23 protein-coding genes are annotated in these 26,584 nt (G+C 73.2%); 14 read left to right on the top strand and 9 right to left on the bottom strand.

Going from position 1 to position 26,584, the window contains the following annotated elements; translation table 11 throughout:
* Positions 1-81 precede the first annotated feature (81 nt).
* Positions 82-459: a hypothetical protein gene (locus AB0I42_RS12645; RefSeq protein ID WP_357536820.1), complete on the bottom strand. Its 378-nt coding sequence runs from the start codon at positions 457-459 to the stop codon at positions 82-84.
* 155 nt (positions 460-614) lie between these two features.
* Here AB0I42_RS12645 and AB0I42_RS12650 point away from each other — a divergent pair, with 155 nt between their 5' ends.
* The 3 genes from AB0I42_RS12650 (at position 615) to AB0I42_RS12660 (ending at position 3,781) form a co-directional block, all read left to right on the top strand.
* Positions 615-1,940, top strand: a complete 1,326-nt coding sequence (locus AB0I42_RS12650) for an RNA-guided endonuclease TnpB family protein (protein ID WP_357536822.1) — start codon at positions 615-617, stop codon at positions 1,938-1,940.
* 135 nt (positions 1,941-2,075) lie between these two features.
* On the top strand, positions 2,076-3,134 hold the full coding sequence (locus AB0I42_RS12655; RefSeq protein WP_357536824.1) for a histidine kinase: 1,059 nt from the start codon (positions 2,076-2,078) through the stop codon (positions 3,132-3,134).
* A complete protein-coding gene (locus tag AB0I42_RS12660; protein WP_357536827.1) occupies positions 3,131-3,781 on the top strand; it encodes a response regulator transcription factor in 651 nt (216 codons plus the stop codon). The genes AB0I42_RS12655 and AB0I42_RS12660 overlap by 4 nt, the downstream gene beginning before the upstream one ends.
* A gap of 30 nt (positions 3,782-3,811) precedes the next feature.
* Here AB0I42_RS12660 and AB0I42_RS12665 read toward each other — a convergent pair whose 3' ends face one another.
* On the bottom strand, positions 3,812-4,459 hold the full coding sequence (locus AB0I42_RS12665) for a response regulator transcription factor (protein WP_357536829.1): 648 nt from the start codon (positions 4,457-4,459) through the stop codon (positions 3,812-3,814).
* A gap of 195 nt (positions 4,460-4,654) precedes the next feature.
* On the opposite strand from AB0I42_RS12665, the gene AB0I42_RS12670 reads away from it, so the two are divergent.
* Positions 4,655-6,238 (top strand): winged helix-turn-helix domain-containing protein, encoded by a 1,584-nt coding sequence (locus AB0I42_RS12670; RefSeq protein ID WP_357536831.1) that lies wholly within the window; start codon positions 4,655-4,657, stop codon positions 6,236-6,238.
* A gap of 15 nt (positions 6,239-6,253) precedes the next feature.
* Here the strand turns inward: AB0I42_RS12670 and AB0I42_RS12675 are convergent, their stop codons facing one another.
* Both AB0I42_RS12675 and AB0I42_RS12680 read right to left on the bottom strand, forming a co-directional pair.
* The gene (locus tag AB0I42_RS12675; protein ID WP_357536833.1) at positions 6,254-6,667 is read right to left on the bottom strand and encodes a VOC family protein; all 414 of its coding nucleotides are present in this window, start codon (positions 6,665-6,667) and stop codon (positions 6,254-6,256) included.
* A 41-nt stretch (positions 6,668-6,708) separates the two neighbouring features.
* Positions 6,709-8,154 carry an MFS transporter gene (locus tag AB0I42_RS12680; RefSeq protein WP_357536835.1) on the bottom strand — a complete coding sequence of 482 codons (1,446 nt, stop codon included), beginning with the start codon at positions 8,152-8,154 and terminating at the stop codon, positions 6,709-6,711.
* 97 nt (positions 8,155-8,251) lie between these two features.
* Here AB0I42_RS12680 and AB0I42_RS12685 point away from each other — a divergent pair, with 97 nt between their 5' ends.
* The 7 genes from AB0I42_RS12685 to AB0I42_RS12715 all read left to right on the top strand — a co-directional run bounded on the left by AB0I42_RS12685 (position 8,252) and on the right by AB0I42_RS12715 (position 16,170).
* Positions 8,252-8,800 (top strand): adenylate kinase, encoded by a 549-nt coding sequence (locus tag AB0I42_RS12685; RefSeq protein ID WP_357536836.1) that lies wholly within the window; start codon positions 8,252-8,254, stop codon positions 8,798-8,800.
* 156 nt (positions 8,801-8,956) lie between these two features.
* Positions 8,957-10,129, top strand: a complete 1,173-nt coding sequence (locus tag AB0I42_RS12690) for an LLM class flavin-dependent oxidoreductase (protein WP_357536837.1) — start codon at positions 8,957-8,959, stop codon at positions 10,127-10,129.
* A gap of 38 nt (positions 10,130-10,167) precedes the next feature.
* Positions 10,168-11,535 (top strand): NtaA/DmoA family FMN-dependent monooxygenase, encoded by a 1,368-nt coding sequence (locus AB0I42_RS12695; protein ID WP_357536839.1) that lies wholly within the window; start codon positions 10,168-10,170, stop codon positions 11,533-11,535.
* Between the two features lie 64 nt (positions 11,536-11,599).
* Positions 11,600-12,712: an LLM class flavin-dependent oxidoreductase gene (locus AB0I42_RS12700; protein ID WP_357536841.1), complete on the top strand. Its 1,113-nt coding sequence runs from the start codon at positions 11,600-11,602 to the stop codon at positions 12,710-12,712.
* A gap of 110 nt (positions 12,713-12,822) precedes the next feature.
* On the top strand, positions 12,823-13,212 hold the full coding sequence (locus AB0I42_RS12705) for an SCP2 sterol-binding domain-containing protein (RefSeq protein WP_357536842.1): 390 nt from the start codon (positions 12,823-12,825) through the stop codon (positions 13,210-13,212).
* Positions 13,209-15,251, top strand: a complete 2,043-nt coding sequence (locus AB0I42_RS12710) for a glycogen debranching N-terminal domain-containing protein (protein WP_357536844.1) — start codon at positions 13,209-13,211, stop codon at positions 15,249-15,251. The genes AB0I42_RS12705 and AB0I42_RS12710 overlap by 4 nt, the downstream gene beginning before the upstream one ends.
* A gap of 337 nt (positions 15,252-15,588) precedes the next feature.
* Positions 15,589-16,170, top strand: a complete 582-nt coding sequence (locus tag AB0I42_RS12715) for a DNA starvation/stationary phase protection protein (RefSeq protein WP_357536846.1) — start codon at positions 15,589-15,591, stop codon at positions 16,168-16,170.
* A 14-nt stretch (positions 16,171-16,184) separates the two neighbouring features.
* Here the strand turns inward: AB0I42_RS12715 and AB0I42_RS12720 are convergent, their stop codons facing one another.
* A complete protein-coding gene (locus AB0I42_RS12720) occupies positions 16,185-17,540 on the bottom strand; it encodes a hypothetical protein (protein WP_357536847.1) in 1,356 nt (451 codons plus the stop codon).
* A 94-nt stretch (positions 17,541-17,634) separates the two neighbouring features.
* Here AB0I42_RS12720 and AB0I42_RS12725 point away from each other — a divergent pair, with 94 nt between their 5' ends.
* From AB0I42_RS12725 to AB0I42_RS12735, 3 genes are read left to right on the top strand one after another with little or no spacing between them, the layout of a single operon-like run.
* Positions 17,635-18,555, top strand: a complete 921-nt coding sequence (locus AB0I42_RS12725; protein ID WP_357536848.1) for a PfkB family carbohydrate kinase — start codon at positions 17,635-17,637, stop codon at positions 18,553-18,555.
* Positions 18,556-18,604: 49 nt separating this feature from the next.
* The gene (locus tag AB0I42_RS12730) at positions 18,605-19,531 is read left to right on the top strand and encodes a PfkB family carbohydrate kinase (protein WP_357536849.1); all 927 of its coding nucleotides are present in this window, start codon (positions 18,605-18,607) and stop codon (positions 19,529-19,531) included.
* A 9-nt stretch (positions 19,532-19,540) separates the two neighbouring features.
* Positions 19,541-20,368: a 5'/3'-nucleotidase SurE gene (locus AB0I42_RS12735; RefSeq protein ID WP_357536850.1), complete on the top strand. Its 828-nt coding sequence runs from the start codon at positions 19,541-19,543 to the stop codon at positions 20,366-20,368.
* Here AB0I42_RS12735 and AB0I42_RS12740 read toward each other — a convergent pair.
* From AB0I42_RS12740 to AB0I42_RS12755, 4 genes are all read right to left on the bottom strand, one after another.
* Positions 20,346-23,246: a BTAD domain-containing putative transcriptional regulator gene (locus AB0I42_RS12740; RefSeq protein WP_357536851.1), complete on the bottom strand. Its 2,901-nt coding sequence runs from the start codon at positions 23,244-23,246 to the stop codon at positions 20,346-20,348. The two genes, AB0I42_RS12735 and AB0I42_RS12740, sit on opposite strands and share 23 nt — an antisense overlap.
* 298 nt (positions 23,247-23,544) lie before the next feature.
* Positions 23,545-24,057, bottom strand: a complete 513-nt coding sequence (locus AB0I42_RS12745) for an NUDIX domain-containing protein (RefSeq protein ID WP_357536853.1) — start codon at positions 24,055-24,057, stop codon at positions 23,545-23,547.
* Positions 24,058-24,109: 52 nt separating this feature from the next.
* Entirely contained in the window at positions 24,110-25,171 is a 1,062-nt protein-coding gene (locus AB0I42_RS12750; protein ID WP_357536855.1) for a winged helix DNA-binding domain-containing protein, read from the bottom strand.
* A gap of 84 nt (positions 25,172-25,255) precedes the next feature.
* Positions 25,256-26,575, bottom strand: coding sequence for an MFS transporter (locus AB0I42_RS12755; protein ID WP_357536856.1), 1,320 nt, complete (start codon positions 26,573-26,575; stop codon positions 25,256-25,258).
* Positions 26,576-26,584: the final 9 nt, after the last annotated feature.

Genomic DNA, 26,584 nt, shown 5'->3' on the forward strand with positions numbered 1-26,584 from the left:
CACCCGGGCCAGCTCGCGTTCATCCACACACGGCAGCCAAACACCGCCACGATCCACATACAAGCGACACGCCACAACGACCTAACAAAGCACTACTAGGCCGTTGAAGGTGACTCCGGCGGCCACCAACAGCACGACGCCCAGGCCGAGCACCCACCGGCGGGACAGGTACGTCGCCGGCAGCAGCACCAGCAGCCCGAACACCGCGTAGAACTTCAGCGCCTCACCGGGTTGCAGCAGGCTGTGCAGCGCCCCGAAGGCACCCAGCCACAGCAGCCGGCGCAGCAGCACCACCCGTGGCCGGTCGGTCCGGTTCGCCGCTGATCGCAGGAAGATGGCGAAGCTGACGCCGAACAGCAGCGAGAAGATCGGGAACGGTCGTTGCAGGAACAGCAGCTCGAAGACGTACGCGCCGAGATGGTCGCCGCTGTCCCCGGACGCCCTCGGCATCCCGGTCATCGGATTCCTCTCGTGGATACTCCGGCCTTTAGGCTGGTGAGGAATCGGAACCCGTGCGGAGCAGGGCGGGGAAAGTCGATCCGTCTGCTAAGTGGACAGGCGTACGGGCCGCCCCCGGACCGGGGCTCGCAAGCATGGCTGGCACTATGTGGGCCGTGTCCAGGACGGTGAAGCGGGCGTTCAAGTACCGCTTCTACCCCAGCACTGAGCAGGCAGCCGAGCTTGCCCGCACGTTCGGGTGCGTCCGGCTGGTCTACAACATGGCCCTGCGGGCCAGGACCGAGGCGTGGACGCTGCGTCAGGAACGGGCCAACTACAACGCCACCTCGGCCCTGCTCACCGGGTGGAAGAAGACCGAGGAGTTGGCGTTCCTCAACGAGGTCTCCTGCGTACCGTTGCAGCAGGCCCTGCGACATCTGCAGACCGCGTTCACGAACTTTTGGGCCAAACGCGCCGGGTATCCGTCGTTCAAGTCGAGGAAGAGGTCCCGCCGGTCGGCGGAGTACACCACCAGCGCGTTCCGGTTCCGCGACGGCCAGCTGAGGTTGGCGAAGATGTCCGCACCGTTGGACATCGTGTGGTCCAGGCCGCTGCCGGCGGGTGCGTCGCCGTCGACGGTGACCGTGTCCCAGGACGCTGCCGGGCGTTGGTTCGTGTCCCTGCTCTGCGAAGATGTGATCGAACCGGGTTCCGCCCCGGGCATGGGGTCGGTCGGGATCGATGCCGGGCTCGACAGCCTGCTGACCCTGTCGACCGGGGAGAAGATCGTCAACCCCCGGCACGAACGCGTCGACCGCCAACGGCTGGCGAGGGCACAGCGGAACCTGGCCCGTAAGGAGAAGGGTTCGGCGAATCGGGCCAAGGCCCGGCTGAAGGTCGCCCGTGTCCACGCACGGATCGGCGACCGGCGCCGTGACCATCTGCACAAGCTGTCCACTCGACTCGTGCGTGAGAACCAAACGCTCGTGATCGAGGACCTGACCGTACGAAACATGGTCCAAAACCGGAGCCTGGCCCGCGCGATCAGTGATGCGGGCTGGCGGCAGTTCCGGACCATGCTGGAGTACAAGGCCGACTGGTACGGCCGGAACCTGGTCGTGGTGGACCGCTGGTTCCCGTCGTCGAAACTGTGCTCCACCTGTGGTGCGCTCGCGGATCGGATGCCGCTGAACACGCGGTCGTGGACCTGCCGGTGCGGCACGGTGCACGACCGGGACCTCAACGCGGCAAGGAACATTCTGGCCGAGGGGCTCTCGGTCGCTGCCTGTGGAGCTGGTGTAAGACCTCAACGGGAGTCCTCCCGGACGGGGCGGTCAGCGGTGAAGCAGGAAACCCCTGGGGCGACCCAGGGAATCCCCTTCCTTCAGAGAGGGGAGGATGTCAACTGCACGATGTTCACCATGACGATGGCGACGAGCGCCAGCCCGCGCAGCGCGTCCAGTTCGGAGATGCGCCGGCCGGCGGGCGCCCCGGCCCGTTGAGGTACGTCCATGTCCCCAGTCGAACAGCCCGACCCGGTCCGCCGGCAGCGGGAAAGGTAGCCGCCGGACCCTACTTTCGTCGCATGCCCCGAGGCCCCCGTCGGTGATCCGGAGACGCACCGGGCCGGATCCGCCGTGCTCGGCGCGGCCCGCGAGATCGCCGACCCGAACCTCGCCACCAAGCACGTCGCCGCACCGGTCTGGGTGTACGTGGCGGCACAGGTCCTCGCCGCCACGCTGCTGCTGCGTCGGCGCACCCGGCCGGAGGCGGTGACCCTCGGGGCCGCCGCGCTGAGCCTGTTCGCCCCGGCCACCGCCGCCCTGTTCGCCCCGTACGCCGTGACCGCGTACGGGCGGGACCGGCGACGCGGCTGGCTGGCCATCGGCGTACTGGTGGTGTGCTGGACGGTTGGCGCGCATGCCTGGGCGATCGCCGACCCGTTCTCCGGCCCGGCACTGATCCTGGTCTCCGCCCTGCTCGGAATGTACGTCCGCGCCCGCCGCCACCTGCTCGACGAACTCGCCGAGCAGGCCCGTACCGACGAGCGGATGCGGCTGGCCCGCGAGATGCACGACGTCGTCACCCACCGGATCAACCTGATGGTGTTGCAGGCGGGCGCGCTCGGGGTGACCACGACCGACCCGGCGACCCGGGCGGCGGCCGCCGAACTGCGCGCGAACGGCTGCCGCGCGCTGGCCGAACTGCGCGACGTCGTCGGGGTGCTGCGCACCGGCACGCCACCGGCCCGTGACGGTGCGGCCGGCGGCCCGGACCACGACGGCACGACCGACGCCGCGCCCGGCAGCGTCGTCGCCGACCTGGTCGACCAGTCCCGCGCGGTCGGCCTGCCGGTGACCCTCGCCGAGTCCGGCGACCCGGCCACGACCGCCCCGGCCGTACGCCGCACCCTGGTCCGCGTCGTCCAGGAGTCGCTGACCAACGTCCACAAGCACGCGCCGGACTCGACGGTCACCGTCACCGTCCGCTACGGCCCCGGCGAGGCGCGGGCGGCGGTCGCCAACACCGCTCCGGGCCGGCCGCCCGACCCGGTGGTCGCCGCGACCGGCGGCGGCTCGGGGCTGCTCGGGCTGCGGCACCGGGTGGAGATGGTCGGCGGCACGCTGTCGGCCGAGCCGACCTCGGACGGCGGGTTCGCCGTCTCGGCCGCGCTGCCGGCGGGGGCGGCCCGGTGATCCGTGTCCTCCTCGCCGACGACGAGCGACTGGTCTGCGCACACCTGCGCACCATCCTCGGCGTCGCCGCCGACATCGAGGTCGTCGGCGAGGCGTACGACAATGCCGACGCCGTCGAGGCGGTGATCCGGCTGCGGCCCGACGTCCTGCTGATCGACCTGCGGATGCCCGGCGTTGACGGGCTCGCCGCCATCGAACGCATCGCCGGCTTCGACGACCCGCCCCGGATGATCGTGCTGACGACCTTCGACGTCGACTCGTACGTGCTGCGGGCACTGCGGGCCGGCGCGTCGGGCTTCCTGCTCAAGTCGACCCCGCCGGACGACCTGATCGGCCTGGTCCGGGTCGCGGCGGCCGGCCACACGGTGCTGTCGCCGGTCGCGGCGCGCCGGCTGGTCGGCATCGTGGACGGTCCCGCGCAGGCCCGGCAGCGGGCCCGCGGTCTCGTCGCCGCGCTCACCGAACGGGAACGGGAGGTCCTCACCCTGCTCGGCGCCGGCCGGTCCAACCAGCAGATCGCCCGCCGGCTCCACCTGTCGGAGGCGACGGTGAAGGGCTACGTGTCGCGGCTGCTGGTCAAGCTGGAGTGCGCCAACCGCACCCAGGCCGGGCTGCTGGCCCACGAGGCCGGTCTCACCGAAAGTTGACCGGTGCCGGCGGCCCGGTACGGCGGGACGTCAGGCGGCCAGCCGGTAGCCGACGCCGCGTACGGTCTGGATCAGGTCGGTGCCGAGCTTGCGGCGCAGGTAGCCGATGTAGACGTCGACCACGTTCGAGCCGGGATCGTGGGCCAGCCCCCAGACCTGGTCCAGCAGCCTCTCCCGGCTCAGTGCCTCGCCACGGCGACGCAGCAGGGTCTCGGCGAGCATGAATTCCCGGCCGGTCAGCACCACCGGCCGGCCGTGCACCGTGACGGTCCGCCGGACGAGGTCGAGCTGCACCGGTCCGGCCCGTAGCACGGTGGCGGTGGCCGGACCCCGCAGCCGGGCGCGGATCCGGGCGAGCAGTTCGTCGAACTCGAACGGCTTGGTCATGTAGTCGTCGGCGCCGAGGTCGAGTCCGTTGACCCGGTCCGACACCGCGGCGCGGCCGGTCAGCACGATCACCGGGATCCGTTCGCCGCTGGCCCGGATCTGACCGAGGGTGGTGAGCCCGTCCTGACCGGGCAGCCCGAGGTCCAGCACGAGCAGGTCGTGGCCCGGGCAGAGGGCGGCCGCGTCGGTGCCGGTGGTGGCCACGGTGGGCAGGTAGCCGGCCGCGCGCAGCCCTCTGGCCAGCAACGCGGCGATCCTCGGCTCGTCCTCGGCGACCAGTATGCGATGCACCGAACCACCCCCGCCGACACGGCACCCGACCCACCCGTCAGCGAGCATCCGTCATTCCCGTCCACGGCGTCGTCGTCTGTCGGATAACCGTCGGCGGGGACCGGATGAGAGGACTCTCATCGGCGCCTGAGAAACGGGTGACGCACCCTCCCGACACTGGCCGGTACTGGCGGCACGACCGGGGTGGGGACAGGTATGGCTGGTATCGGTACCACGATCACGAACGCGCGGCGCGGTGGTGCGACAGCGGACCGCCGGCGGCACGGCCACCGGCGGCGCCGGACGCTCGTCCTGGCCGGGCTCACCGCCGCCGGGCTGCTGACCACCCTGCTGACGGTCCAGCCGGTCTGGGCGGTGACGTTCACGGTCACCAGCACCGCCGACGGCGTCGACGCGAACATCGGCGACGGAGTCTGCCGGACCAGCGCCAACACCTGCACGCTGCGGGCCGCGATCCAGGAGGCGAACGCGACCCTGCCCGGCGACACCATCCAGGTCCCGGCCGGCACCTACCAGCTCACCCGGCCGCCGGCCGGCGACAACGGCGACGCGACCGGGGACCTCGACATCGTCAGCCCGCTGACCATCGTCGGGGCCGGGGACGAACACACGGTCGTCGACGGCGGCCAGCCGCCGGCCGGGGCGCCGCCGGAGCGGCGCGGCCTGGACCGGCTGCTGGAGATCCACGACACCGCCGGCAACGTCACCGTCTCCGGCCTCACCCTGCGCGAGGGGTACGACCCGGAGCAGGGCGGCGCGCTGCTCAGCCGGTCACCGGGCCTGCTGCGCCTGCAGGACGTCGCCGTGCTCGACTCGTACGCCGGGGTGACCGGTGGCGGCATCGACCTCGACGGCGAGGGCCGGGTCGAGATCAGCGGCTCCGTCGTCCGGGGCAACGCCACCGGCGGCGACGGCGGCGGCGTCCACAACCAGCACGAGGTCGAACTGACCCTCACCGACACCACGCTCGCCGGCAACACCGCCGGCGGTGACGGCGGCGGGGTGAGCAGTACCTCGAAGACCCGGCTGACCGTCACCCGCGGCACCGTCTCCGGCAACGTCGCCGGCGGCGAGGGTGGCGGCGTGCTCGCCGACTCGGAGCGGGCGACGACCGTACGCGGCACCGTCTTCACCGGCAACACGGCCGGCGACCCGGAGTCCGGCGACGGCGGCGGGGCCGGGCTCTACCTGGGCGGCAGCGGCGGGGCGACGGTCACCGGCGCGTCGTTCGCGGAGAACGAGGCGGTCGCCGAGGGCGGCGGGGTCGCGATCCACCTGGGACTGCCCGACCGCAGCGGCCTCGACGTGTTGCGGACCCTGCGGACACACCGCCGCGGGCTACCGGTGCTGGTGCTGACCGGCCGGCCGGGCCAGGACGCGGCCGCCTGCCTCGACGCCGGCGCCGACGACTACGTGACCAAGCCGTTCCGCTTCGAGGAACTGCTCGCGAGGATCCGGGCGCGGCTGCGGGACGCCGGCATCGACGAGCCGCCCATCCTCGAATCCGGCCCGGTCCGACTCGACCCGCGGGCCCGGCGGGTCACCGTGTACGGGCGGGACGTGGCCCTCACCGGGCGTGAGTTCGCCCTTCTGGAAGTGCTCTTCCGGCATCCCGGCCGGGTACTCAGCCGCGAACAGCTCCTCGCCCACGCCTGGGGCTACGAGTTCGAGCCCAGCCCCAACCTCGTCAACGTCCACGTCAGCACCCTGCGCAAGAAGCTCGGCGTCGACGTGATCGAGACGTTGCGCGGCCTCGGCTACCGGCTCCGCCGGTCCTGAGCCGGCATCGGCCGGTCAGCCCTGCGGCTGGGAGATGTTGACCATCCAGGTCACCCCGAACCGGTCCTGGCAGGTGCCGAACTCGTCGCCCCACATCTGCTTCTCCAGCGGCACCGACACGTTCCCGCCCTCGGACAGCTTCGCCCAGTAGCCGCGCAGCTCGTCGGCGTCGGCACCACTCAGGCTGACCGACAGGTTGTTGCCCGGCCGGTAGTCCTCGCCGGGCGGGTGGTCGGCGCCCATGAGCGTGAACCCGCCGGAGGTGTCCAGCCTGGCGTGCATGACCTTGTCGGCGGCCGCCGGGTCCGGCGCGCCGAACTCGCCGTAGGTGTTCATCATCAGGGTGCCGCCGAAGACCCGCTCGTAGAACTCCATCGCCTGCCGTGCGTCGCCGTCGAAGCTGAGGTAGGGGTTGAGCAGGGAACCCATCGGGTGCTCCCTCCGGTCGCGCCAGTGCGGTCCCCGACAGGCTAGCGACGTTGCCCGGCACTTTCGCCGGAATGCGCAATGCCGGCCCGCATCCGGCGGTAGGCCAGCCCGCCCGCCAGGGCGGCCAGCAGGCCGGCGCCGAGAATCACCGGACGGGTGCCGTCGACGAGGAAGTCCTCGCCCCACAGGTGCAGCCGGCGTTGCCCGATCAGGGTCACCAGCAGTGGCGCGAGGGCCACCGAACACCCCAGGACGACTTTCAGCATCGACTGGTAGAGCGCGTTGACCCGGCCCCGCATCGCGTCCTCGACCCGGGAGCCGATGATCGTCACCCCGGTCAGGAAGGCGGTGCCGGCACCGGCGCCGACGGCCACGACGGCCGCCAGCGACACGGCCAGGTGCGGGGAGAGCGCCACCACGACCAGTACGCTCCCGGCACCGACGACCGCGATCCCGAACAGCCGTTCGTGCGTCACCCGACGGGCCAGCCGGGGCGTACCGAGGATGCCGGCCACCAGCCCGACGAACGCGGCGAGGAGCAGGAGTCCGAACGCGGCCTGACCGCCGCGCAGGCTCAGCGCGTACGTCTGGGCCGAGCCGACGACCGCGCCGCCGGCGGCGAGGGCGCCGGCCATGCCGATCAGCAGCCCCCGGACCAGCGGGCTCGCGCGTACGTAGGAGACGCTGTCGCGCAGCATCGCGCCCAGACCCGGGCCGGGCGTCGCGTCCGGCGCCCGGTCGGCCGCACCGGCCGGTGCGGCCGCCGTGGCCGGGGTCGGGCGGGCGGCGAGCTCGGGCAGGACGGTCGCGATCGACACCGCGCTGGCCAGGTAGAACAGCGCGGCGACGACGACCGCGAGCCGGGTCAGACCGTTCATGTCGAGCACGTGCGACGGCAGGCCGAAGACCGTACCGGCTCCCGTGATCAGCGTGAACAGGCCGCCGGCGACGGCGATCGTGAGACCGTACGTCATCGCCAGGCCCAGTTGGGCCGCCGGCGCGACCTGGTCCGGTCGCCGCAACAGGCCGGGTACGGCGGCGTCCTTCGCCGGAATCCACATCGTCGTGGCCACCTGGACGAGGAAGCCGCCGACGAGGATCCACCAGTAGCTGTTCACCGCCGCGATCGACAGCAGCAGCGCGCAGCGGGCCAGGTCGGCGACGGCCATCACGGTACGCCGGTCGAACCGGTCCGCCAGCAGGCCCGCGACCGGCGAGAAGAGCAGGCCGGGCAGGAGGTTGGCGAACAGGACGCCGCTGAACGCGTAGTTCAGCCCGGCGCTGCTGGTGGCGAGGGTGCCGGCGAGCGCGGCGAACGCGGCCAGCGCCAGCCAGTCCGCGCTGCTGCACAGCCCGGTGACCATCCACAGCCGGCGGAACGCCGGGATCGCCAGCACCTCCCGGGCGCCGGCCAGGGCGGGACGCCCCGGTCGCCGCCCGGCACCGTCGTTTCCGGCTGCCGGGTCCTCGTCCACGCTGGCTCGCATCAGCGAATGCTAGACCGGGCTCCTGAGGTGACCCCGCGCCGACCGGCTCCGGGGCCGCGGGTTCGTCGAGGAGGACACGACGGCATACCCTCGCCGGGTGGCCGGCCCGTCGAGAATCCTCGTCTACGGGGTGTACGGCGCCGGAAAGTCCACGCTGGCCGAGGAACTGGCCCGGCGGCTGGGCCTGCCGTGGCATCCGGTCGACGACCTGACCTGGGAACCCGGCTGGGTGGAGGTGCCCACGGCGGTGCAGCGCCAACGGATCGGGGCCATCTGCCGGCAGCGGCGGTGGATCCTCGACGGGGCGTACGGCTCCTGGCTGGACCTCCCGCTGGCCCACGCCGACCTCGTCATCGGCCTGGACTATCCGCGCTGGCTGTCGTTGTGGCGGCTGCTGCGCCGGACCGCGCGCCGGGTGGTGACCCGGGAGCCGATCTGCAACGGCAACCACGAGTCGCTGGGCAGCGTCTTCTCCACCGAGTCGGTCGTCGTGTGGCACTTCGGGTCGTTCGCCCGCAAGCGTCGGCGGATGCGGCGCTGGCAGGCCGGGCCGGGCGGGCCGCCGGTCCTGCTGTTCCGCCGGCCGGCGGACCTCGAGCGGTGGCTGGCCGGCCTCGGCCCGGAGGCAGCCGCGAGCCGGTCGTAAAGCCCACTAATCCTGTAGGGATAGACAGGTACGTTCGATCCGGGGTAGCCTCGCAGAACGGTCCGGCGATAGCCGACAAACCCGGCTTACCGGGCGTGTTCCTCCGCCGCCGGCCAGGCCCGTCACCACCTCCCACCCAGGAAGCGGAGCCGCGCCATGCCCGACACCCTCCCGTCGATGCATCTCGCCGTGACGCTCGACGGCGCCGGCTGGCACCCCGCCGCCTGGCGCGAGCCGACCGCCCGGCCGGCGGACCTGTTCACCGCCGGCTACTGGGCCGACCTCGTCACCGAGGCCGAACGCGGCCGGCTCGACCTCGTCACCATCGAAGACTCGCTCGGCCCGCAGTCCACCCACCCGGCGGAGCCGGACGACCGCACCGACCGGATCCGCGGCCGGCTCGACGCGGTGCTGATCGCGTCCCGCGTCGCACCACTGACCAGCCGCATCGGACTCGTGCCCAGCGTCGTGGTCACCCACACCGAGCCGTTCCACATCGCCAAGGCGATCGCCACCCTCGACTTCGTGTCCGGCGGCCGGGCCGGCGTGCAGGTACGGGTGTCGGCCCGGCCCGACGAGGCGGCCCACTTCGGCCGCCGTCGGCCGCCGTACCCCGGCGACGCCGACGCGGTCCGCGACCTGTTCGACGAGGCGGCCGACTACGTCGAGGTCCTCCGCCGGCTCTGGGACAGCTGGGAGGACGACGCCGAGATCCGGGACGTCGCCACCGGCCGCTTCGTCGACCGCGACCGGCTGCACCACATCGACTTCACCGGCCGCTGGTTCAGCGTGAAGGGACCGTCGATCACCCCCCGCCCACCGCAGGGGCAACCGGTCGTCGCCGCGCTCGCCCACGGCAGCCTGCCGTACCGCCTGATCGGCCGCTCGGCCGACCTCGGGTTCGTGACTCCGGACGGTCCGGGGCCGGCCCGGGCCGTCGTCGCCGAGATCCGCGCCGCCGCGGACCGGGCGGGGGAGACCCCGCACGTCTTCGGCGATCTGATCGTGTTCCTCGACGCGACCGCCGCGCGGGCCCGCGCCCGGCGGGCCCGGCTCGACGAACTCGCCGGGGGCCCGCCCGCCACGGACGCGGCGGTCTTCGCCGGCACCCCGGCCGAACTCGCGGACCAGCTCCAGGAGTGGCAGCAGGCCGGGCTCACCGGCTTCCGGCTGCGTCCCGCCTGCCTGCCCCACGACCTCGAACAGGTCACCCGGGGGCTGGTGCCGGAACTGTCCCGGCGCGGTGCGTTCCGCCGGACGTACCCGGCCGGCACCCTGCGCGGGCTGCTCGGCCTGCCCCGCCCGGCCAACCGGTACGCCGCCGCCTGAACCGCCGGCACCGCCAGACCCAGGAGGGCCAGCCGACCATGGACAGACCGCCCAGACAGATCCACCTCGCCGCGCACTTCCCCGGCGTCAACAACACCACGGTGTGGAGCGACCCCCGGGCCGGCAGCCACATCGAGTTCAGCTCCTTCGCCCACTTTGCCCACACCGCCGAACGGGCCAGGTTCGACTTCCTCTTCCTGGCCGAAGGGCTGCGGCTGCGGGAGCAGAACGGCCTCATCCACGACCTCGACGTCGTCGGCCGCCCCGACACGTTCACCGTCCTCGCCGCCCTCGCGGCGGTCACCGACCACCTCGGCCTGGCCGGCACGATCAACTCCACGTTCAACGAGCCGTACGAGGTCGCCCGGCAGTTCGCCAGCCTCGACCACCTCTCCGGCGGCCGGGCCGCGTGGAACGTGGTCACCTCCTGGGACGCGTTCACCGGCGAGAACTTCCGGCGCGGCGGTTTCCTGCCGCAGGAGCAGCGGTACGAGCGGGCCCGCAGCTTCCTGCACACCACGTGGGAGCTCTTCGACTCGTGGCGGGGCGACGAGATCGTCGCCGACCGACGGTCGGGGGTGTTCCTCGGCGACGCCCGGGCGGGCACGTTCGCGCACCGCGACGCCCACTTCGACATCGCCGGGCGGTTCACCGTGCCGCGCGGGCCGCAGGGCCGGCCGGTGATCTTCCAGGCCGGCGATTCCGACGCCGGCCGGGAGTTCGCCGCCTCCTCGGCCGACGCGATCTTCAGCCAGCACGGCACCCTGGCGGCCGGACGTGCCTTCTACGCCGACGTCAAGGCGCGGCTGCACCGCTACGGCCGTAGGCCCGAGCAGTTGCTGGTCCTGCCGGCGACGACCTTCGCCCTCGCCGACACCGACGAGGAGGCACACGAGCAGGCCCACGAGATCCGGCTGCGGCAGGTCAGCGGACAGACCGCGATCCGGTTCCTGGAACAACTGTGGAACCGGGACCTGTCCGGGTACGACCCCGACGGCCCGCTGCCCGAGATCGATCCCGAGCCGGGCGAGAACCTGGTCGCCCGCGGCCGGGCCAGCGTACGGATGTACCGCGACCCGCTGGCCACGGCGAAGGAGTGGCGCGAACGCGCGGCGGCGAAGCGGCTGTCGATCCGCGAACTGGTCATCGAGGTCACCGGCCGGCAGACCTTCATCGGCTCACCGGCGACCGTGGCCCGGGCGATGGACGAGTTCGTCCGGGCCGAGGCCAGCGACGGGTTCATTCTCATACCGCACCTGACCCCCGGCGGGCTCGACGAGTTCGCCGACACCGTCGTACCGCTGCTGCAGGAACGCGGGGTCTTCCGCACCGAATACACCGGGCCGACGCTGCGGGACCACCTCGGGCTCGCCGTACCCGAACCGGCGGTCCGGACCGCCGGATGAGGTTCCCGGCGGTCGCGCCCGTCGCCCGTGCTCCCGCCCCGGCCGAGTGAACGAGGAGAATCCGATGCCCACCACCCCGCTCGCGGTGCTCGACCTGGTCCCGATCCCGTCCGGGGCGACCGCCGCGCAGGCGATAGGCAACAGCATCGACCTCGCCCGGCGGGCCGAGCGGTTCGGGTACGCCCGGTACTGGTTCGCCGAGCACCACCTCAACCCCGGCGTCGCCGGCACCTCCCCGGCGATCATGATCGCGCTGGCCGCGGCCGCCACCTCGACGATCCGGGTGGGCTCCGGCGCGGTGCTGATGGGCCACCGCACCGCGCTGTCGACCGTCGAGGAGTTCGGGCTGATCGACGCCCTGCATCCCGGACGGCTCGACCTCGGCCTCGGCCGCTCCGGCGGCCGGCCCACCGAGCCGGCCCCGGCCCCGGTCGGTGGCCGGGCGCCGAACGGGCTGCTGATCCCGCCCCGGTTCTCCGCCGCCCACCTGCTCGCCGCGCCCCGCTTCGTGCTGCAGCGCACTTTGCTCCAGCTACCCGGCGCCCGGTCGCAGGACTACGTCGAGCAGGTCGACGACCTGCTGCGCCTGCTACGCGGCACCTACCGGTCCACCGACGGCGAACCGGCGCAGCCGGTACCGGGCACCGGCGCCCGGTTACAGGTCTGGATCCTCGGCAGCAGCGGCGGCGAGAGCGCACAGGTCGCCGGCGCGCACGGGCTCCGGTTCGCCGCCAACTACCACGTCAGCCCGGCCACCGTCCTGGAGGCGGCCGACGGCTACCGGGCCGCGTTCCGTCCGTCGGCGGAACTGGACCGGCCCTACGTCAGCGTCTCCGCCGACGTCGTCGTGGCGCCGGACGCCGACACCGCCCGCGAACTCGCCGCCGGCTACGGCCCGTGGGTACGCGGCATCCGCACCGGCGAGGGCGCGATGCCGTTCCCGACCCCCGAGGAGGCCCGCGCCCACGAATGGACCGACGCCGACCGGGAACTGGTCGCCGACCGCGTCGACACACAGTTCGTCGGCACCCCGGCCGAGGTCGCCGACCGGCTCGAACAGTTGCGGGAGGCGACCGGCGCCGACGAACTGGCCGTCACCACCATCACCCACCGCCACGCCGACCGGGTGCGCTCGTACGAACTCCTCGCCCGGGAGTGGCGACGCCGTTCCCGGTGACCACCGGACCCGGCTCCCGCGACGGTTCACCCGAACCGGGTGATCCCCGGCCACCCCGGTTGCGGCCAGGCTTGCCGCCGTACGCCGAGCGGAGGGAGCTGTCACCGGTGGTGGACGACATCGATCGGTTCTTCGCCACGCTGGGCGAGACGTCGGTGGGGCGGCTCCCACCGAGCAGGCACGGGACGATCAAGTTCGTGTTGCACCGGAACGGGGCCGTCGACAACTGGCTGGTCACCTTCGCCGGCGGCGGCGCCACCGCGGTGCCCGACGACCGCCCGGCCGGGTGCGTGGTGAACATGTCCGGCGAATGGTTCGAGAACCTGCTCGCCGGCCGCGACCACACCGTCTCGATGACGTTGCGCGACCGCGCCGCCGTCGAGGGCGACCTCACCCTCTTCCTGACCTTCCGCAGACTGCTGCCGCCCCTGGCCGACACCCGCGGTCCGCTGCCCGAAGCCGTCGCCGCGCACGCCCCCCGGCCCGGAGGTGGCGAGTGAATCCGGTCAGCATCTACTACGGCAACCTGTTCATGACCTGTGACCGCAAGGGCGACGTCGAACCGTCCCGGCAGATGCCGCTCGGCCTGTTCTTCTTCGACACCCGGTTCCTGTCCACCTGGCGGCTCACCGTCAACGGGGAGCGCCTGCAGACGCTGTCGATCGACGACCTGCAGTACTTCGAGTCCCGCTTCTTCCTCACCCCCGGCCAGCCGACCCACTACGTCGACACCGACATCTCGGTGTTCCGGCACCGGTGGGCCGGCGACGCCTTCGAGGAACGGGTGTCGGTGCAGAACCACTCGAAGGAGCCGATGGACCTGACCATCCGCCTCGACATCGGCACCGACTTCGCCGAACTGCTCGACATCAAGCACGGCATCCAGCGGCACCGCGAAACCACGACGACGATCCGGGACGGCGTGCTGACCATCCGGTACGAACGCGGCGTCTTCGTCCGGGAGACGCTGGTCGCGTCGAGCCAGCCCTGCGCGACCGACGACAACGGCATGACGTTCACCACCCGGGTCGAACCGCACGGCATCTGGCACACCGACCTGCGGGTCACCGCGCTCCTGCGGCCGGCCAAGCCGGCCGACCTGCGGGAGGCGCTGCCCGGCCACCGGCTGCGCAGCACGGAGGAGATCCGGCAGGAACTCGACGACTGGGTGAGCGGGGCGCCCCGGCTGCGCACCGACTACGAACCGCTCCAGCAGACCTACCAGCGCAGCCTCTCCGACCTGGTCGCCCTGCGGTACAAGGGCCTCAACTACCGGGCGTACCAGCCGCTGGCCGGGATGCCGTGGTTCATGAACCTGTTCGGCCGCGACGCGATCTTCAGCCGGATGCAGGCCCTGCCGTTCCTGCCGCAGACCTGCGTACCCGCCCTGCGTATCCTGTCGCTCGCGCAGGGCGCCCGGATCGACCCGTTCCGCGGCGAGGAGCCCGGCAAGATCCTTCAGGAACTGCGGTACGACGAGTCCGCGGCGTTCAACGAGCGGCCACACGCGATCCTGTACGCCGCCGCCGACACCACCCCGCTGTTCGTCATCCTGCTCGACGAGTACGAACGCTGGACCGGCGACACCGAACTCGTCAACGAGCTGCGGTTCGAGGCCACCCAGGCGCTCGACTGGATCGACCGGTACGCCGACCTGGTCGGCAACGGCTACCTCTGGTACGGCCCGCACGGCAGCACCGACGGCATGGTCGGCCAGAGCTGGAAGTGCTCCAACGAGGGTGTCTCCTTCCGCGACGGCCGGCTGGCCGGCTATCCGCAGGCGGCGTGCGAGATCCAGGGCTACGTCTACGACGCCAAGTGCCGGGCCGCCCGGCTGGCCCGCCGGGTCTGGGGCGATCCGGGGTACGCCGACCGGCTGGAGCGGGAGGCCGCGGCACTGCGGGAACGCTTCAACCGCGACTTCTGGATCGAGGACAGGGGATACTACGCGGCCGCCCTGCAGGCCGACGGGCAGCAGGTCGACTCGCTCACCTCGAACATCGGCCACCTGCTGTGGAGCGGCATCGTCGAACCGGACCGGGCCGAGGCCGTCGTCTCGCACCTGCTCGGCCCCGCCCTGTTCTCCGGCTGGGGCATCCGCACCCTGGCGACCACCGAGCAGCGCTACAACCCGATCGGATACCACACCGGCACGGTGTGGCCGTTCGACAACTCGATCATCGCCTGGGGGCTGCGCCGGTACGGCTTCCGCCCCGAGGCCGCCCGGGTCGCCGCCGCGATCCTCGGCGCCGGCCGGTACTTCGGCGGACGGCTGCCCGAGGCGCTAGCCGGCTACGACTCGACCCTGACGAAGTATCCGGTCCTGTACGCCTCCGCCGGCGCCCCGCACGCCACCTCGGCCGGCGCCCCGCTGCTGTTCCTGCGTACCCTGCTCGGCCTGGAACCGTACGACGACCACCTCGTGGTCGACCCGGCCGTGCCGGAGGAGATGGGACAAATCGAGCTGCACGACATCCCCGGCCGCTGGGGCCGGCTCGACGCGCTCGGCCGCGGCCAGCCCGGCATCGCCCGCCGCTGAGACCGCGCCACCGTCGGCCCGTGTAGCCCGGCACCTCACCGCCGCGGCCTGTGTAGCCCGCCGCTGACCGCGCCACCGCCGGTTCCGCGTTGTCGATCTGAGCGCCAGGGACCTTATCCGTCGGCGGAAAGGTCCCTGGCGCTCAGATCAGGAAACAGCCGCCAGCGGCCGGCCCGACGGTGCAGCCCGATGGATACCGTCGAAGCATCTTCAGCCCCTCCTTTTCCGGCATATCGTTCGGGTGACGGCCGCACCCACGCCGACGCCGATACCGGCGACCCCACCCGCGTGGTCGGGAGCGGCGTGTGATGCCCGACATCTCCAGGAGGCCACAGGCATGACGAGGTATGTGGAGCGAACCACGAGCACCAGCCAACCCCTGTTGCACCAGCACGGCCGGCAGATCCAGGAGTTCGGCTCCGTACGCCAGTTGCCGGTCGGGCTGTCGTACGACGCCCGGATGTACTCCTGCGAGCGGGTCAACCGCATCCTCTCCGACACCCAGATCCTGTACGCCCTCTACAAGAAGCACCACTGGCTGATGCGCGGCCACACCTTCTACCAACTGCACCTGCTGCTCGACAAGCACGCCGGCGAACAACTCGCCCTCGTCGACATGCTCGCCGAACGGGTCCAGACACTCGGCGGCGTCGCCGTCGGCGACCCCCGGCACGTCGCGGAGATAACCAAGGTGCCCCGCCCGCCGGACGGCGCCGAGGAAGTGCCCGCCATGCTGTCCCGCCTCCTCGAGGCGCACGAGATGATCCTGACCGACGCGCACGACGCCGCGGCCCGGGTCGCGGACATGGGCGACGACGGCACCAACGACATACTGGTCTCCAACGTCATCCGGACCGGCGAGTTGCAGGCCTGGTTCATCGCCGAACACCTCGTCGACACCCCGGTCGTACGCGCGTAACCGCCCCCGTGGGCTCAGAGGCCGGCGGAGTCGACGATCCGGTACATCGAGGCCACCGGCAGCCGGGGGTTCGCGGCGGCCCGCTGGACGACGTCGTCGTTCTCGTCGATGAGCATGGCTTCCAGCAGCGTCGGGTCGAGCCCGGGGTGGGCGGCGGCGGCCCGCCGGACGGCAGGTGCCGCGTCGGCGGCGAGTCGGGCCAAGAGGTCTGCGGGCAGGTCGGGATCGGCCAGCGTCAGCGCCCGCACCCGCGGTTCCGGCACCTCGACGAAAGAACGCAGCGCGTCCCGGGGGAAGTTCGGGTGGTCGATCACGTTGGGCCGCAGCGGACCACCGTCGCCATGCTCCCGGAACAGGCGTAGGAGCACCTCGGCGGGCACGTCAGGTCGCATGGCGGCGTACCGCCGGACCCGCCAGTCGGGGTCACGGTCGAGACGCTGCCACGCCTGTGCCGGCAGGTCGCCCGAACGTGCCACGACCCGGCGGAACACGACGTGCGGAGAGTCCACATAGGCCAGCCGGATTGCCGACGGCTCGGCGAGCAGCCAATCGGGCTCGGCGAAATCCCAGTACAGGGCGACATATGCGTCGACGCTGCCGGCCTCGTTCTCCTCGGCGAGCCGCGCGTACAGGCGGTCGCGGGTCTCCCGGTCGACCAGCCGGTGCTGCGCGACCGCCCCGCGTACGGAGGGATGCGGGTCGGCGGCGAGCACCGCGACCGTCTCGGTGAACAGCGCCGGGTTGCGCGCCACGGACGTGCGTACGTTGTAGTCGGTATCGGTGGCCAGCTCCATCGCGCGTTCCGTCGTCAGTTCGGCGTAGCGGGCGACGGAGGCGCGGGTCGCCGGGTCCGCCAGGCACGCCGCCTGGAGTTCCACCGGCACCCCGGGCCGACGATGCCAGGCGGCGGCCGCCCGAACCGCTGGAACCGGGTCGGTGAGCAGAACGACCTGGACGTCCGCCGGCCGGTCCCACCAGGCCCGCGCCACCGCCGCCCGGAGCCGCGGGTCGGGGTCAGCGGCGAGCACCGTCAGTGGCCGGCCGTACGCCTCCTCCAGATCGTCGATGTGGCCGCCTACGCCACTCTCGACGAGGTCACGAAGGAACCCGGCACGGGCGTCGTGTACGGCCGGATCGGGATCGCCGGCGATCCGGGCCAGCATCGCCGTGGACACCCGGTCCGGGACTAGGAGGATGAGGGTTCCTTCGTCCCGGTGCCCGAGCATGACCTCCACGACCGGATCCGGCAGGATCCCGGATCGTCTCGCCAGCTCACGCGAGGCCCTGGGATCACCGGCGAGCCGGATCAGGAGAGCCTCCGGCAGGGCGGGATTGCCGGCCAGTCCGAGCAGCGCGGGTCGCCTGGGCATGGCCCACCCTAGCCGCGGCCGGTTTGGTCGGTACGGCACCGGGTAGCGCACCGGATATGCGGATGACCGATTCGAACCCGCGGAAGGCCGGGCGGTGAGCGCCCGGGTGGCCGTCGCCGGCCAGATCGCCCGCGACCTGGTGCTGCTCGTCGACGAGGTGCCCGACGCCAACCGGTCCGTCGACGCCCGGCTGCGCCGCGAGATGCTCGGCGGCAAAGGCGCCAACCAGGCGGTCTCGCTCGCCGAACTCGGCGCCGACCCGGCCTTGCTGGCCGTGACCGGTGACGACAGCGTCGCCGACCAGTTGCTCGCCCAGGCTGCCCGCGACGGCATCGACGTGTCGGCCGTCGTACGGCGCCGCGACACGGTCACCGGGCTGATCGTCGAACTGCTCGACGGGCGGGGGCACTGGCGTTACGTCGAACATCTGCCGGACGCCGTCCTGCTCACCGAGGCCGACGTGCGCGCCCACGCCGACGTACTCACCGCCGCCGACGCCGTACTGGTGCAGTTGCAGCAACCGCCGACGGCGACGCTGACCGCGGCCCGGCTGGCGCGCGAAGCCGGCCGGCTGGTCGTGCTCGACGGCGTGCCCACCGACGACGGGCACCGAGCCGCGCTGTTCGCCGCCGCCGACGTGCTGCGCGCCGACGACCACGAGACGGAACTGCTGACCGGGGTGACCGCCGGTGACCCGGAGCGGGTCCGGGCCGTTGCCACCGACCTGCTCGCCGCCGGCCCCGGACTGCTCGTCCTCGGGCTCGGCGGGGCCGGAAACCTCGCCGTGTGGCGCGACCCGCGCTGGGGCGAGGGCCACCTGCTGGTCCCGTTGACCGCCGAGCGCGTCGTCGACACCACCGGCGCCGGCGACGCGCTGGTCGCCGCGCTGACCGTCGCCCTGCTGCGCGGCGACCCGCCACCGGCCGCCGTCCGCTACGCCGTCGCCGCTGCCGGCGCCACCGTGGGGCATCCGGGCGGCCGGCCCACGCTGGACCGGGCCGCCCTCACGGCGTGACCCGCCTGACGCCGGATTGCCGCCGGCCCGTACTGGGAAGTAGGCGGGGATGACTGGACACGTGGTGGTGTTCGCGCCGGCACCGTTGCTGACCGTGACCATCGAACAGCAGGCCGACGCGGTCGAATTGCACCTGCACGCGGGCGGGCAGGGCGTCTGGCAGGCCCGCATGATCGCCGCACTGGGGGTGCCGGCCACCCTGTGCGTCACCGTCGGCGGCGAGGTCGGCGACGTCCTGCGGGTCCTGCTCGCCGACGAGAACGTCCAGGTACGGGCGGTGGCCCGGCAGGCCGGCTCCGGCTGGAGCGTCCACGACCGGCGCGACGGCAGCCGGACCGAGATCGCCGAACACCCGGGCGAGCCGATGGTCCGCCACGACATCGACGAGCTTTACAGCATCACCCTCGCCGAGGGGCTGCGCGCCCCGGTGTCCGTACTCAGTGGACCGGCGGCCCCGGAAGTCGTCGACCCCGACGTCTACCGGCGCCTCGCGGCCGACCTGCGCGCCAACGACGGCCAGGTCGTCGCCGACCTGTCCGGCCCGTACCTCGCCGCGGTCCTCGACGGCGGCGTCACGTTCGTCAAGGTCAGCCACGAGGAACTCATCGACGACGGCCGGGCGAAGGACGACAGCGTCGACGAACTCGTGGCCGCCGCCCACCAGCTCCGCCGCGACGGTGCCGGGGCCATCCTGGTCAGCCGCGCCGACGCGCCCGCGCTCGCGCTGCTCGACGACGACGTCACCGAGGTGCGCGTACCCCCGCTCCAGGTCGTCGACCACCGCGGTGCCGGCGACTCGATGAGCGCCGGGGTCGCGGCCGTCCTGGCCCGCGGCGGCGACCTGGAACAGGCGGTACGTACCGGCGCCGCGGCCGGCGCCGTGAACGTCACCCGGCACGGGCTGGGGACCGGCCGGGCGGAGACGATCGAGGAGCTGATCGGCCGGGTGCGGCTGGCACCGCTCGGCGAGGGGTAGGCGGTGGACATGACGGACCGACCGGTACGGATTCTGATCACCAACGACGACGGCGTCGCCGCACCCGGCATCCGCTGGCTGGCACACGCCGCCCGTGGCGCGGGGCACGAGGTCGTCGTCGCCGCCCCCGAGCGGGAGGCCAGCGGCATGAGCGCGGCGCTGAGCGCCGTCACCGACCAGGGCCGGGTGGTGATCACCCGGCCCACCCTGCCCGGCCTGGAGGACGTCGTCGCGTACGGCGTCGCCGCCTCGCCGGCCTACATCGCCGTGCTGGCCGGACTCGGCGTCTTCGGGCCGGCCCCGCGCCTGGTGCTCTCCGGCATCAACCGCGGCGCCAACGCCGGCCACGCGATCCTGCACTCCGGCACCGTCGGCGCCGCCCTGACCGCCGCCAACCAGGGCCTGTCCGCGCTGGCGGTCTCCCTCGACGTGCTCACCCCGGCCGCGGCGACCAGCGCCACCGGGGGCGCCGCCGTCGCCGCCCTCGACACCGCCGACGACGAGGTCCGCAACTGGCCGGCCGCCGCCGACTTCGCGATCGGCCTGCTGCCCTGGCTGCTCGACGCCCCGGCCGGCACGGTGCTCAACCTGAACGTGCCCGACCTGCCCGCCGACCGGATCGCCGGGCTGCGGCCGGCCACTCTCGCCCCGTTCGGGCAGGTGCAGATGGCGGTCGCCGAGCGCGGCGAGGGGTACGTCCGCACCACCGTCGAGGCGTCCGAGCCGCACCCGGCACCCGGCACCGACCTCGGCTGGCTGGCCGAGGGCTACGCGGCCGTCACCGCCGTACGCCCACCGGCCCCCGACCCCGGCGTCACCTTGCCACCGGCCCTGTGACGCCGGCCGGTCCGGTCCACCGGTTGTCCGGGCCGGCGAGGGAGACGATCAGCTCGATCAGCTCCGGCCAGCCGAGCCGCCGGCCCCGGGCGAAGCCCGCGTCGAAGGCGCCGTCGCCCAGGGCGCCCCGCACGGCGGCGACGTCGCCGGGGGAGTCGAACGGGTCCATCCGCTCCGGGAAGTAGCCGATCGGGGTGCCGAGCGCCGCGACCGCACCGAGCAGGACCGCCCCGTCCCCGGCCCGCCCGGTCCGCCCCAGCGCCCCGGCCAGCGAGTGGGCCGTCGCCAGCCAGCTCGACCGGTCCGTCGCCGGATCGGACTCCAGCAGCAGCGTGGTCAGGGTGTTCCGGGCCCGCCCCGGCATGCCGAGATCCACGCTGACCTTGCTGTCGACCCAGTCCGACGAGATCACCGCCCACCGGTGCCCGCACGAGCGGGCGAGTTCGTTCGCGCGGGCGAGTTCGGCCCGGGCCCGGGGCAGGTCGGTGCAGGCCCGGCTGAGCTGGGCGCGTACGGTCAGCGCCTCGGCCAGCGCCCACGGCTGGTTGACCACCTCGGCGAGCCGGACGGCCTGGTCGGCCAGGGGGAGCGCGCTGGCGATGTCGCCGCTGATCGCGGTGACCGAGGCCAGGTAGATGACGGCGGTGGTGTGCGCGTCCCGGGCCCCGACCCGCTCGCACAGGTCGGCCGACGTCCGCAGCGCCCGGATGGCGGCGGCGTGCTCGCCGGCCAGGTAGCTGACCCCGCCGATGGTCATCAGCAGCCGGGCCCGGGCCAGCGTCCACCCGTCGGGCACGGCGTCGGCCGCCGGCCGCCGGCCGTCCAGCGCGGCCAGGGTACGCCGGCCCCAGCGCAGCCCCTCGGCGATCTGCCCGGTCCGGTACCAGAACCAGGCGAGCGCCCCGCAGATCCGGGCCGCGCACAGCGGGTCCCCGACGGCGAGCGCCGAGGCGAGGGCGGCCCGGATGTTGTCGCGTTCCAGGCCGAGCCGGATCAGCCAGGTGTCGCCGTCGGGGGTCGGCAGGCGCTGCTCGCCGGTCTCGACGAGCCCCAGCAGCCAGCTCCGGTGCCGGGCCTGGGCGTCGTGGAGTTCGTCGTCGCGCAGCAGCGCCGCCGCGTAGAGCCGTACCGACTCCAGCATCCGGTAGCGGCGCGGCGTCGTCCCGGCGTCCGCGGCGACCAGCGACTTGCGGACCAGGCCGAGCAGCGCCGGCACCACCTGCGACACCGGGAGGCCGCCGCCGACCAGCCGTACGGCGTCCAGGTCGAAGCCGCCGTCGAAGACGCTGAGCTGCCGGAACAGGCACTGCTCCGGTTCAGTCAGCAGGTGGTAGCTCCACCCGATCGTGTTCTCCAGCGTGGCGTGCCGGTGGTCGTCGCCGTGCCCGGTGTCGAGCAGCGTGAACCGGTCGTCGAGCTGGAACGCGATCTCCCGCAGGGACAGGGCGCGGGACTGCGCCGCCGCCAGTTCGATCGCCAGCGGCAGGCCGTCGAGGTCGCGGCACACCTGGGCCGCGGTCGGCCGGTCGACGTCGGCCGGCCCGGCTCCGGGCAGGACCGCCGCGATGCGCTGCACCAGCAGTTCGACCGCGTCGTCGGGCGGCAGCGGGGCCAGGTCGAGGACGGCCTCCCCGGCCACCGCCAGCGGTTGCCGGGTCGTGACGAGCAGCCGGAGCCCCGGGCACCGGCCCAGCAGCGTACGCGCCAGCCCGGCCACCGCCGTCAGCAAATGCTCGGCGTTGTCGAGGACCAGCACCATCTCACGTTCGGCGAGCACCGCCGCCAGTTCGTCGGCGCCGGGGTTGCCCGGTATCCCGACCGTCTCGGCGACCGTCCGGGCGACCAGCGTCGGCTCCCGCAGCCCGGCCAGCTCCACCACCCACGGCCCGTCCGCGTCGGCGCGGCCCCGGCAGAGTTCGAGGACCAGCCTGGTCTTGCCGATCCCGCCCGGCCCGGTGACGGTGACCAGCCGGTGCCGGGCCAACAGGTCCGACAGCGTCGCCAGTTCGGCGGTGCGGCCCACGAACGACGAGTGCGCCACCGACACGTTGCGGCTCGCCGGCAACGCCACCCGTACCTGCCGGGCCGGCGCCGCTCCGTCACCGCCCGGCTGTTCGAGCGACTCGTCCTGGTTGAGGATCGCCGCCTGCACCCGCAGCAGGCCCGGACCGGGATCGGAGCCGAGATCCGCGGCGAGGCGGTCCCGGGCCTGCCGCAGCACCGCCAGGGCGTCCCCCTGCCGGCCGGCCCGGTAGAGCGCCACCGCGAGCAGTTCCCAGCCGCGCTCCCGCAGCGGATGGTCGATGACGAGCGCCTCGAGTTCACCGATCGCGGTGCTGTGCTCGCCGACCGCGAGCATCGCGGCGAGGCGCTGCTCCCGGGCGACCGCCCGCAGCGACTCCAGCCGGGCCACCTCGGAGACGGTGAACGGCGCGTCGACGAAGTCGCCGTACGCCTGGCCCCGCCACAGCGCCAGGCCCTCGTTCAGCGACTCGAGCGCCCCGGTCGGGTCGCCGCGGTCGAGTTGCCGGTCGCCGGCGGTCACCAGCGCGGTGAACCGCTCGGCGTCGATCGTCTCCGGTGGCACCCGGATCGCGTACCCGGTGCCCTCCCGCACCAGCAGCCGGGCCGGCGTCCGGGCGGCCCGGTTGGGTTCGAGTGCGCGCCGCAGCGCCGCGACGTAGCTGAAGAGGGTGGCCGTCGTCGGCGGCGGCCCGTCGCTCCACACCTGCTCGACGAGACGTTCGGTGGACAGGACCCGGCCCTGCGCCGCGATCAGCGAGGCGAGGACCATTCGCGGCCGGCGGCCGCCGAGGTCGACGGGGTCCCCGTCCAGTTCGGCGGTGAGAGGGCCCAGAACCCGGAACTGAATACTCATGCAATCCCCACCCGGTTACCGTGCGCCGCCCACGCCGGTCGGGTGGTGTTGTCGGCCCCCCCAGGCACTCCAACCTCACCATAGCCACGCAAGTCGCATCCACTCGGCTCTCAACCCGGGTTGCAGCGTGCTCCCAGTGGCTCTCAGCAGAGTCGCCCGCAGCGGTGTGACCAGCGCGTTTGCGCGGTCACCGGTCGGGATTCCGCTGGAGGTCGACCGGGCTCGCACTTGGAATGCGTCAGGTTGCCGACTCTCCGGGCATCAACGGGTCCGCTGTGGACGGCCGCCCGGGGTGCGTTCACCCGCCCTGGGCGGCGAGGAAGGTGGCCAGGACCTCGGTGTGGGTGGAGAAGGCGAGTTCGGTCGGTTCGGTGACGACCAGCCACTCGGTCGCCTCGGCGGTCGGCGCCGACGCCGGCAGCCGGTCGGCCGGCTGCGGCGGCAGCTCCCCGAAGATCAGCAGGGTGCCGCCGCTGGGCGCGCTGTGGACCGCGAACGGGCGTACCGTCTCGGCATCACCGATCAGGCCGGTCTCCTCGCGCAACTCGCGGACCAGGGCGTCGCGCCAGTCCTCGCCGTGCTCGATGAACCCGCCGGGTAGGGCGAGCTTGCCGCGGGCCGGTTCGATGTCGCGGCGCTGCACGACGACGCCGAGGCCGTCCGCGGTCAGCACCGGCAGGATCGCCACCGCCACCGGGAGCGGGTTGCGCCAGGTGGTCTGGGCGCAGGCCGCGCACACCCTGGGCCAGTCGGCCCCGGCCCCGTAGACGGTTCCGCAGTACGAGCAGTGCGAGTGCAGAAGACCGGTCACGTCGCACGACGATACCGGCGCCCGGCAACCGGTGGCCGGGACCGCCCGGGGGTCACGGCAGGTCGGCGTACCGCTGCGGGATGGCGGCCTCGACCCGCTCGGTGAAGGCGGTGAACGGGGTGGCCAGCACCGTCCGGTTCGGTGCCCGGCCGGTGTGCTTCCAGGTGCCGACGACCCGGCCGGCACTGACCACGGTCGGCTGGAACACGCCGTTGCGGCCGGGCACGATCCGGTCGGCGTATTCGGCGGGTACGACGGCGGTCCGGTCGCCGTAGCCGAGGATGAACTCGTCGAAGCCGGGCAGCAGGAAGACGTCGGCGGCCTCGGCGCGCAGGGTGGCGAGCAGGTCCGGCGTCTCCGGCGCCATCAGGTGTTCGATTCCGTCGACCTCGACGGCGGCCAGGCCCGGGCGGGCGACCGCCAGCCCGGCCCGTACGTCGGTGGTCGTCAGGCCGGACCAGCGCACCAGATCCTTGACCGTGGCCGGGCCGTGGCCGCGGAAGTAGCGCCGGGCCAGCTCGCCGAGCGCCTCGTCGCGGTCCGGGCGCGGCGACGGCGGGATCCACTCGTCGACGAGCACGATCTGCTGTTCGCCGTCGGACATCGGGCCGAAGCACAGCGTGCCGGTCAGCGCCAGGTGTGCCAGCAGGTGGTAGCCGCGCTGTCCGGTGGTGGCGACGCCGGCACCGTCCCAGACGGCGAGCAGGTCGCGCCGGCCCAGCCGGCGGCCCCCGGTCAGCGCCTCGACCGCCAGCACCCGGGCCTGCTCGACGACGGTGTCGGTGAGTTCGAGTTCGGCGAGCCGGGCCCTGGCCTGGGCGACCATCCGGGCCGAGGTCAGGTCCAGGATCCAGCGCAGGTCGCCGGCCGCGACCAGGTGCAGGGTGCCGCGCATCGGCCAGGACCGGACGACCTCGCCCGCGTCGAGGGCGGCCTCGACCACCGCCAGGCTACGGGCGGCGGTACGCAGCGCGACCGAGGTGAGCGCGCCCTTGAGATCCTGGGCCTGTACTGCGGTCAGCCACCCGACCACCTCGGCCGGGCCGGCCGGGCCGGGGCCGGCGAGGCGCTGGGCGGTGAGCCGGAGCAGGCCGATGTCGGATGGTGTCGTCACCGGCAGATTCTCGCCCCCGCCGGTGCCCGTGGTCCGGCCGGGTAGGGAATTCAGCCGGCCTTCGGGGCGGCCGGGTAGGGGAGTTCAGCCGGCCTTCGGGGCGGCCGGCACCGGCGTGACCGGCGGCGACGGCTCCTCGGGGACGACCTCGGACAGGTCCCGCAGCTTCGGGATCGGCGACCGGATCACGAAGACCACCGCGAAGATGGTGCCCAGCGCGGCGACGACCATCGTGGCGCGTAGCCCGATCAGGTCACCGAGCGCACCGCCGATGACCGCGCCGATGGCGGCGGTGCCGGTGACCGCGAACCGGTAGCCGGCGTTGGTGCGGCCGAGCACGTCGGAGGTGACCGACGCCTGCCGCAGGCTGATCGCCTGGATGTTGTAGATGACCAGGCCGGCGGCGTTGACCAGCAGCGCGGCGCCGATGACGACGGCGGCGAGCAACCAGTGCCCGCCGGCGGCCGGGATGGCCAGTGGCGCCACGTTGGCGATCATGATCGAGACGATCAGGGTCGGGCCGAGGCCCCACCGCCGGCCGAGCCGGGCGGAGAGGGTGCTGCCGAGCAGGGCGCCGACACCGGACATGGTGAGCACGATGCCGATCACCGTCGGCGACAGGTCGAGGCCGCGGGTCAGGTGCAGGATCAGCACGGCCCACAGCATCTGGTTGAACAGGTTGTAGACCGCCGCCTCGATGCCGAGCGCCCGCAGGTAGACGTTGCGCAGCAGCAGCCCGAGGCCGTGCCCGATCTGGGCGAAGACCGACGGCCGCGGCCCGTCGTGTCCGGCCGGGGCCGGCTCGACCCGCCGGATGAACAACTGGGTGACCCCGGAGACCAGGAACGTGGCCGCGTTGACCGCGATCGCCACCGGCGCGGTCAGCGTGCCGACCAGCAGGCCGGCCGCGCCCGGACCGGTGAGCTGGGCGAACGACCGGCTGCCCTCCAGCCGCCCGTTCGCGTCGACGAGCTGGTCACGCTCGACTATGGACGGCAGGTAGGACTGGTATGCCAGGTCGAACACCACCGTCAGCGACGCGGACAGCACGACCAGGACCATCAGCAGCCAGACGTTGAGCCCGCCGAGCAGGGCGATGACCGGGATCAGGCCGATCAGGACCGCCCGGCCCAGGTTGGTGCCGATGAGTAGCGGCAGCCGCCGGGTCCGGTCGACCCACACCCCGACGAAGAGGGTCAGCAGCAGGTACGGCGCGAACTGGGCCGCGTTGAGCGCACCCATCTGGAAGGCGGTGGCGTCCAGGGTCTCCGCCGCCAGCAGGGGAATGGCCACGATGGAGATCTGGGTGCCCATCATGGACAGCGACTCCGCCGACCAGAACTTCATGAAGTCGGCGTCCCGGGACAGCCGCCCGGGTCGCTTCTCCGGCTCCGGAGCGTCCATCGTCGGTCT

It is taken from the genome of Polymorphospora sp. NPDC050346, from assembly GCF_040655695.1.
GTDB lineage: Bacteria > Actinomycetota > Actinomycetes > Mycobacteriales > Micromonosporaceae > Polymorphospora > Polymorphospora lycopeni.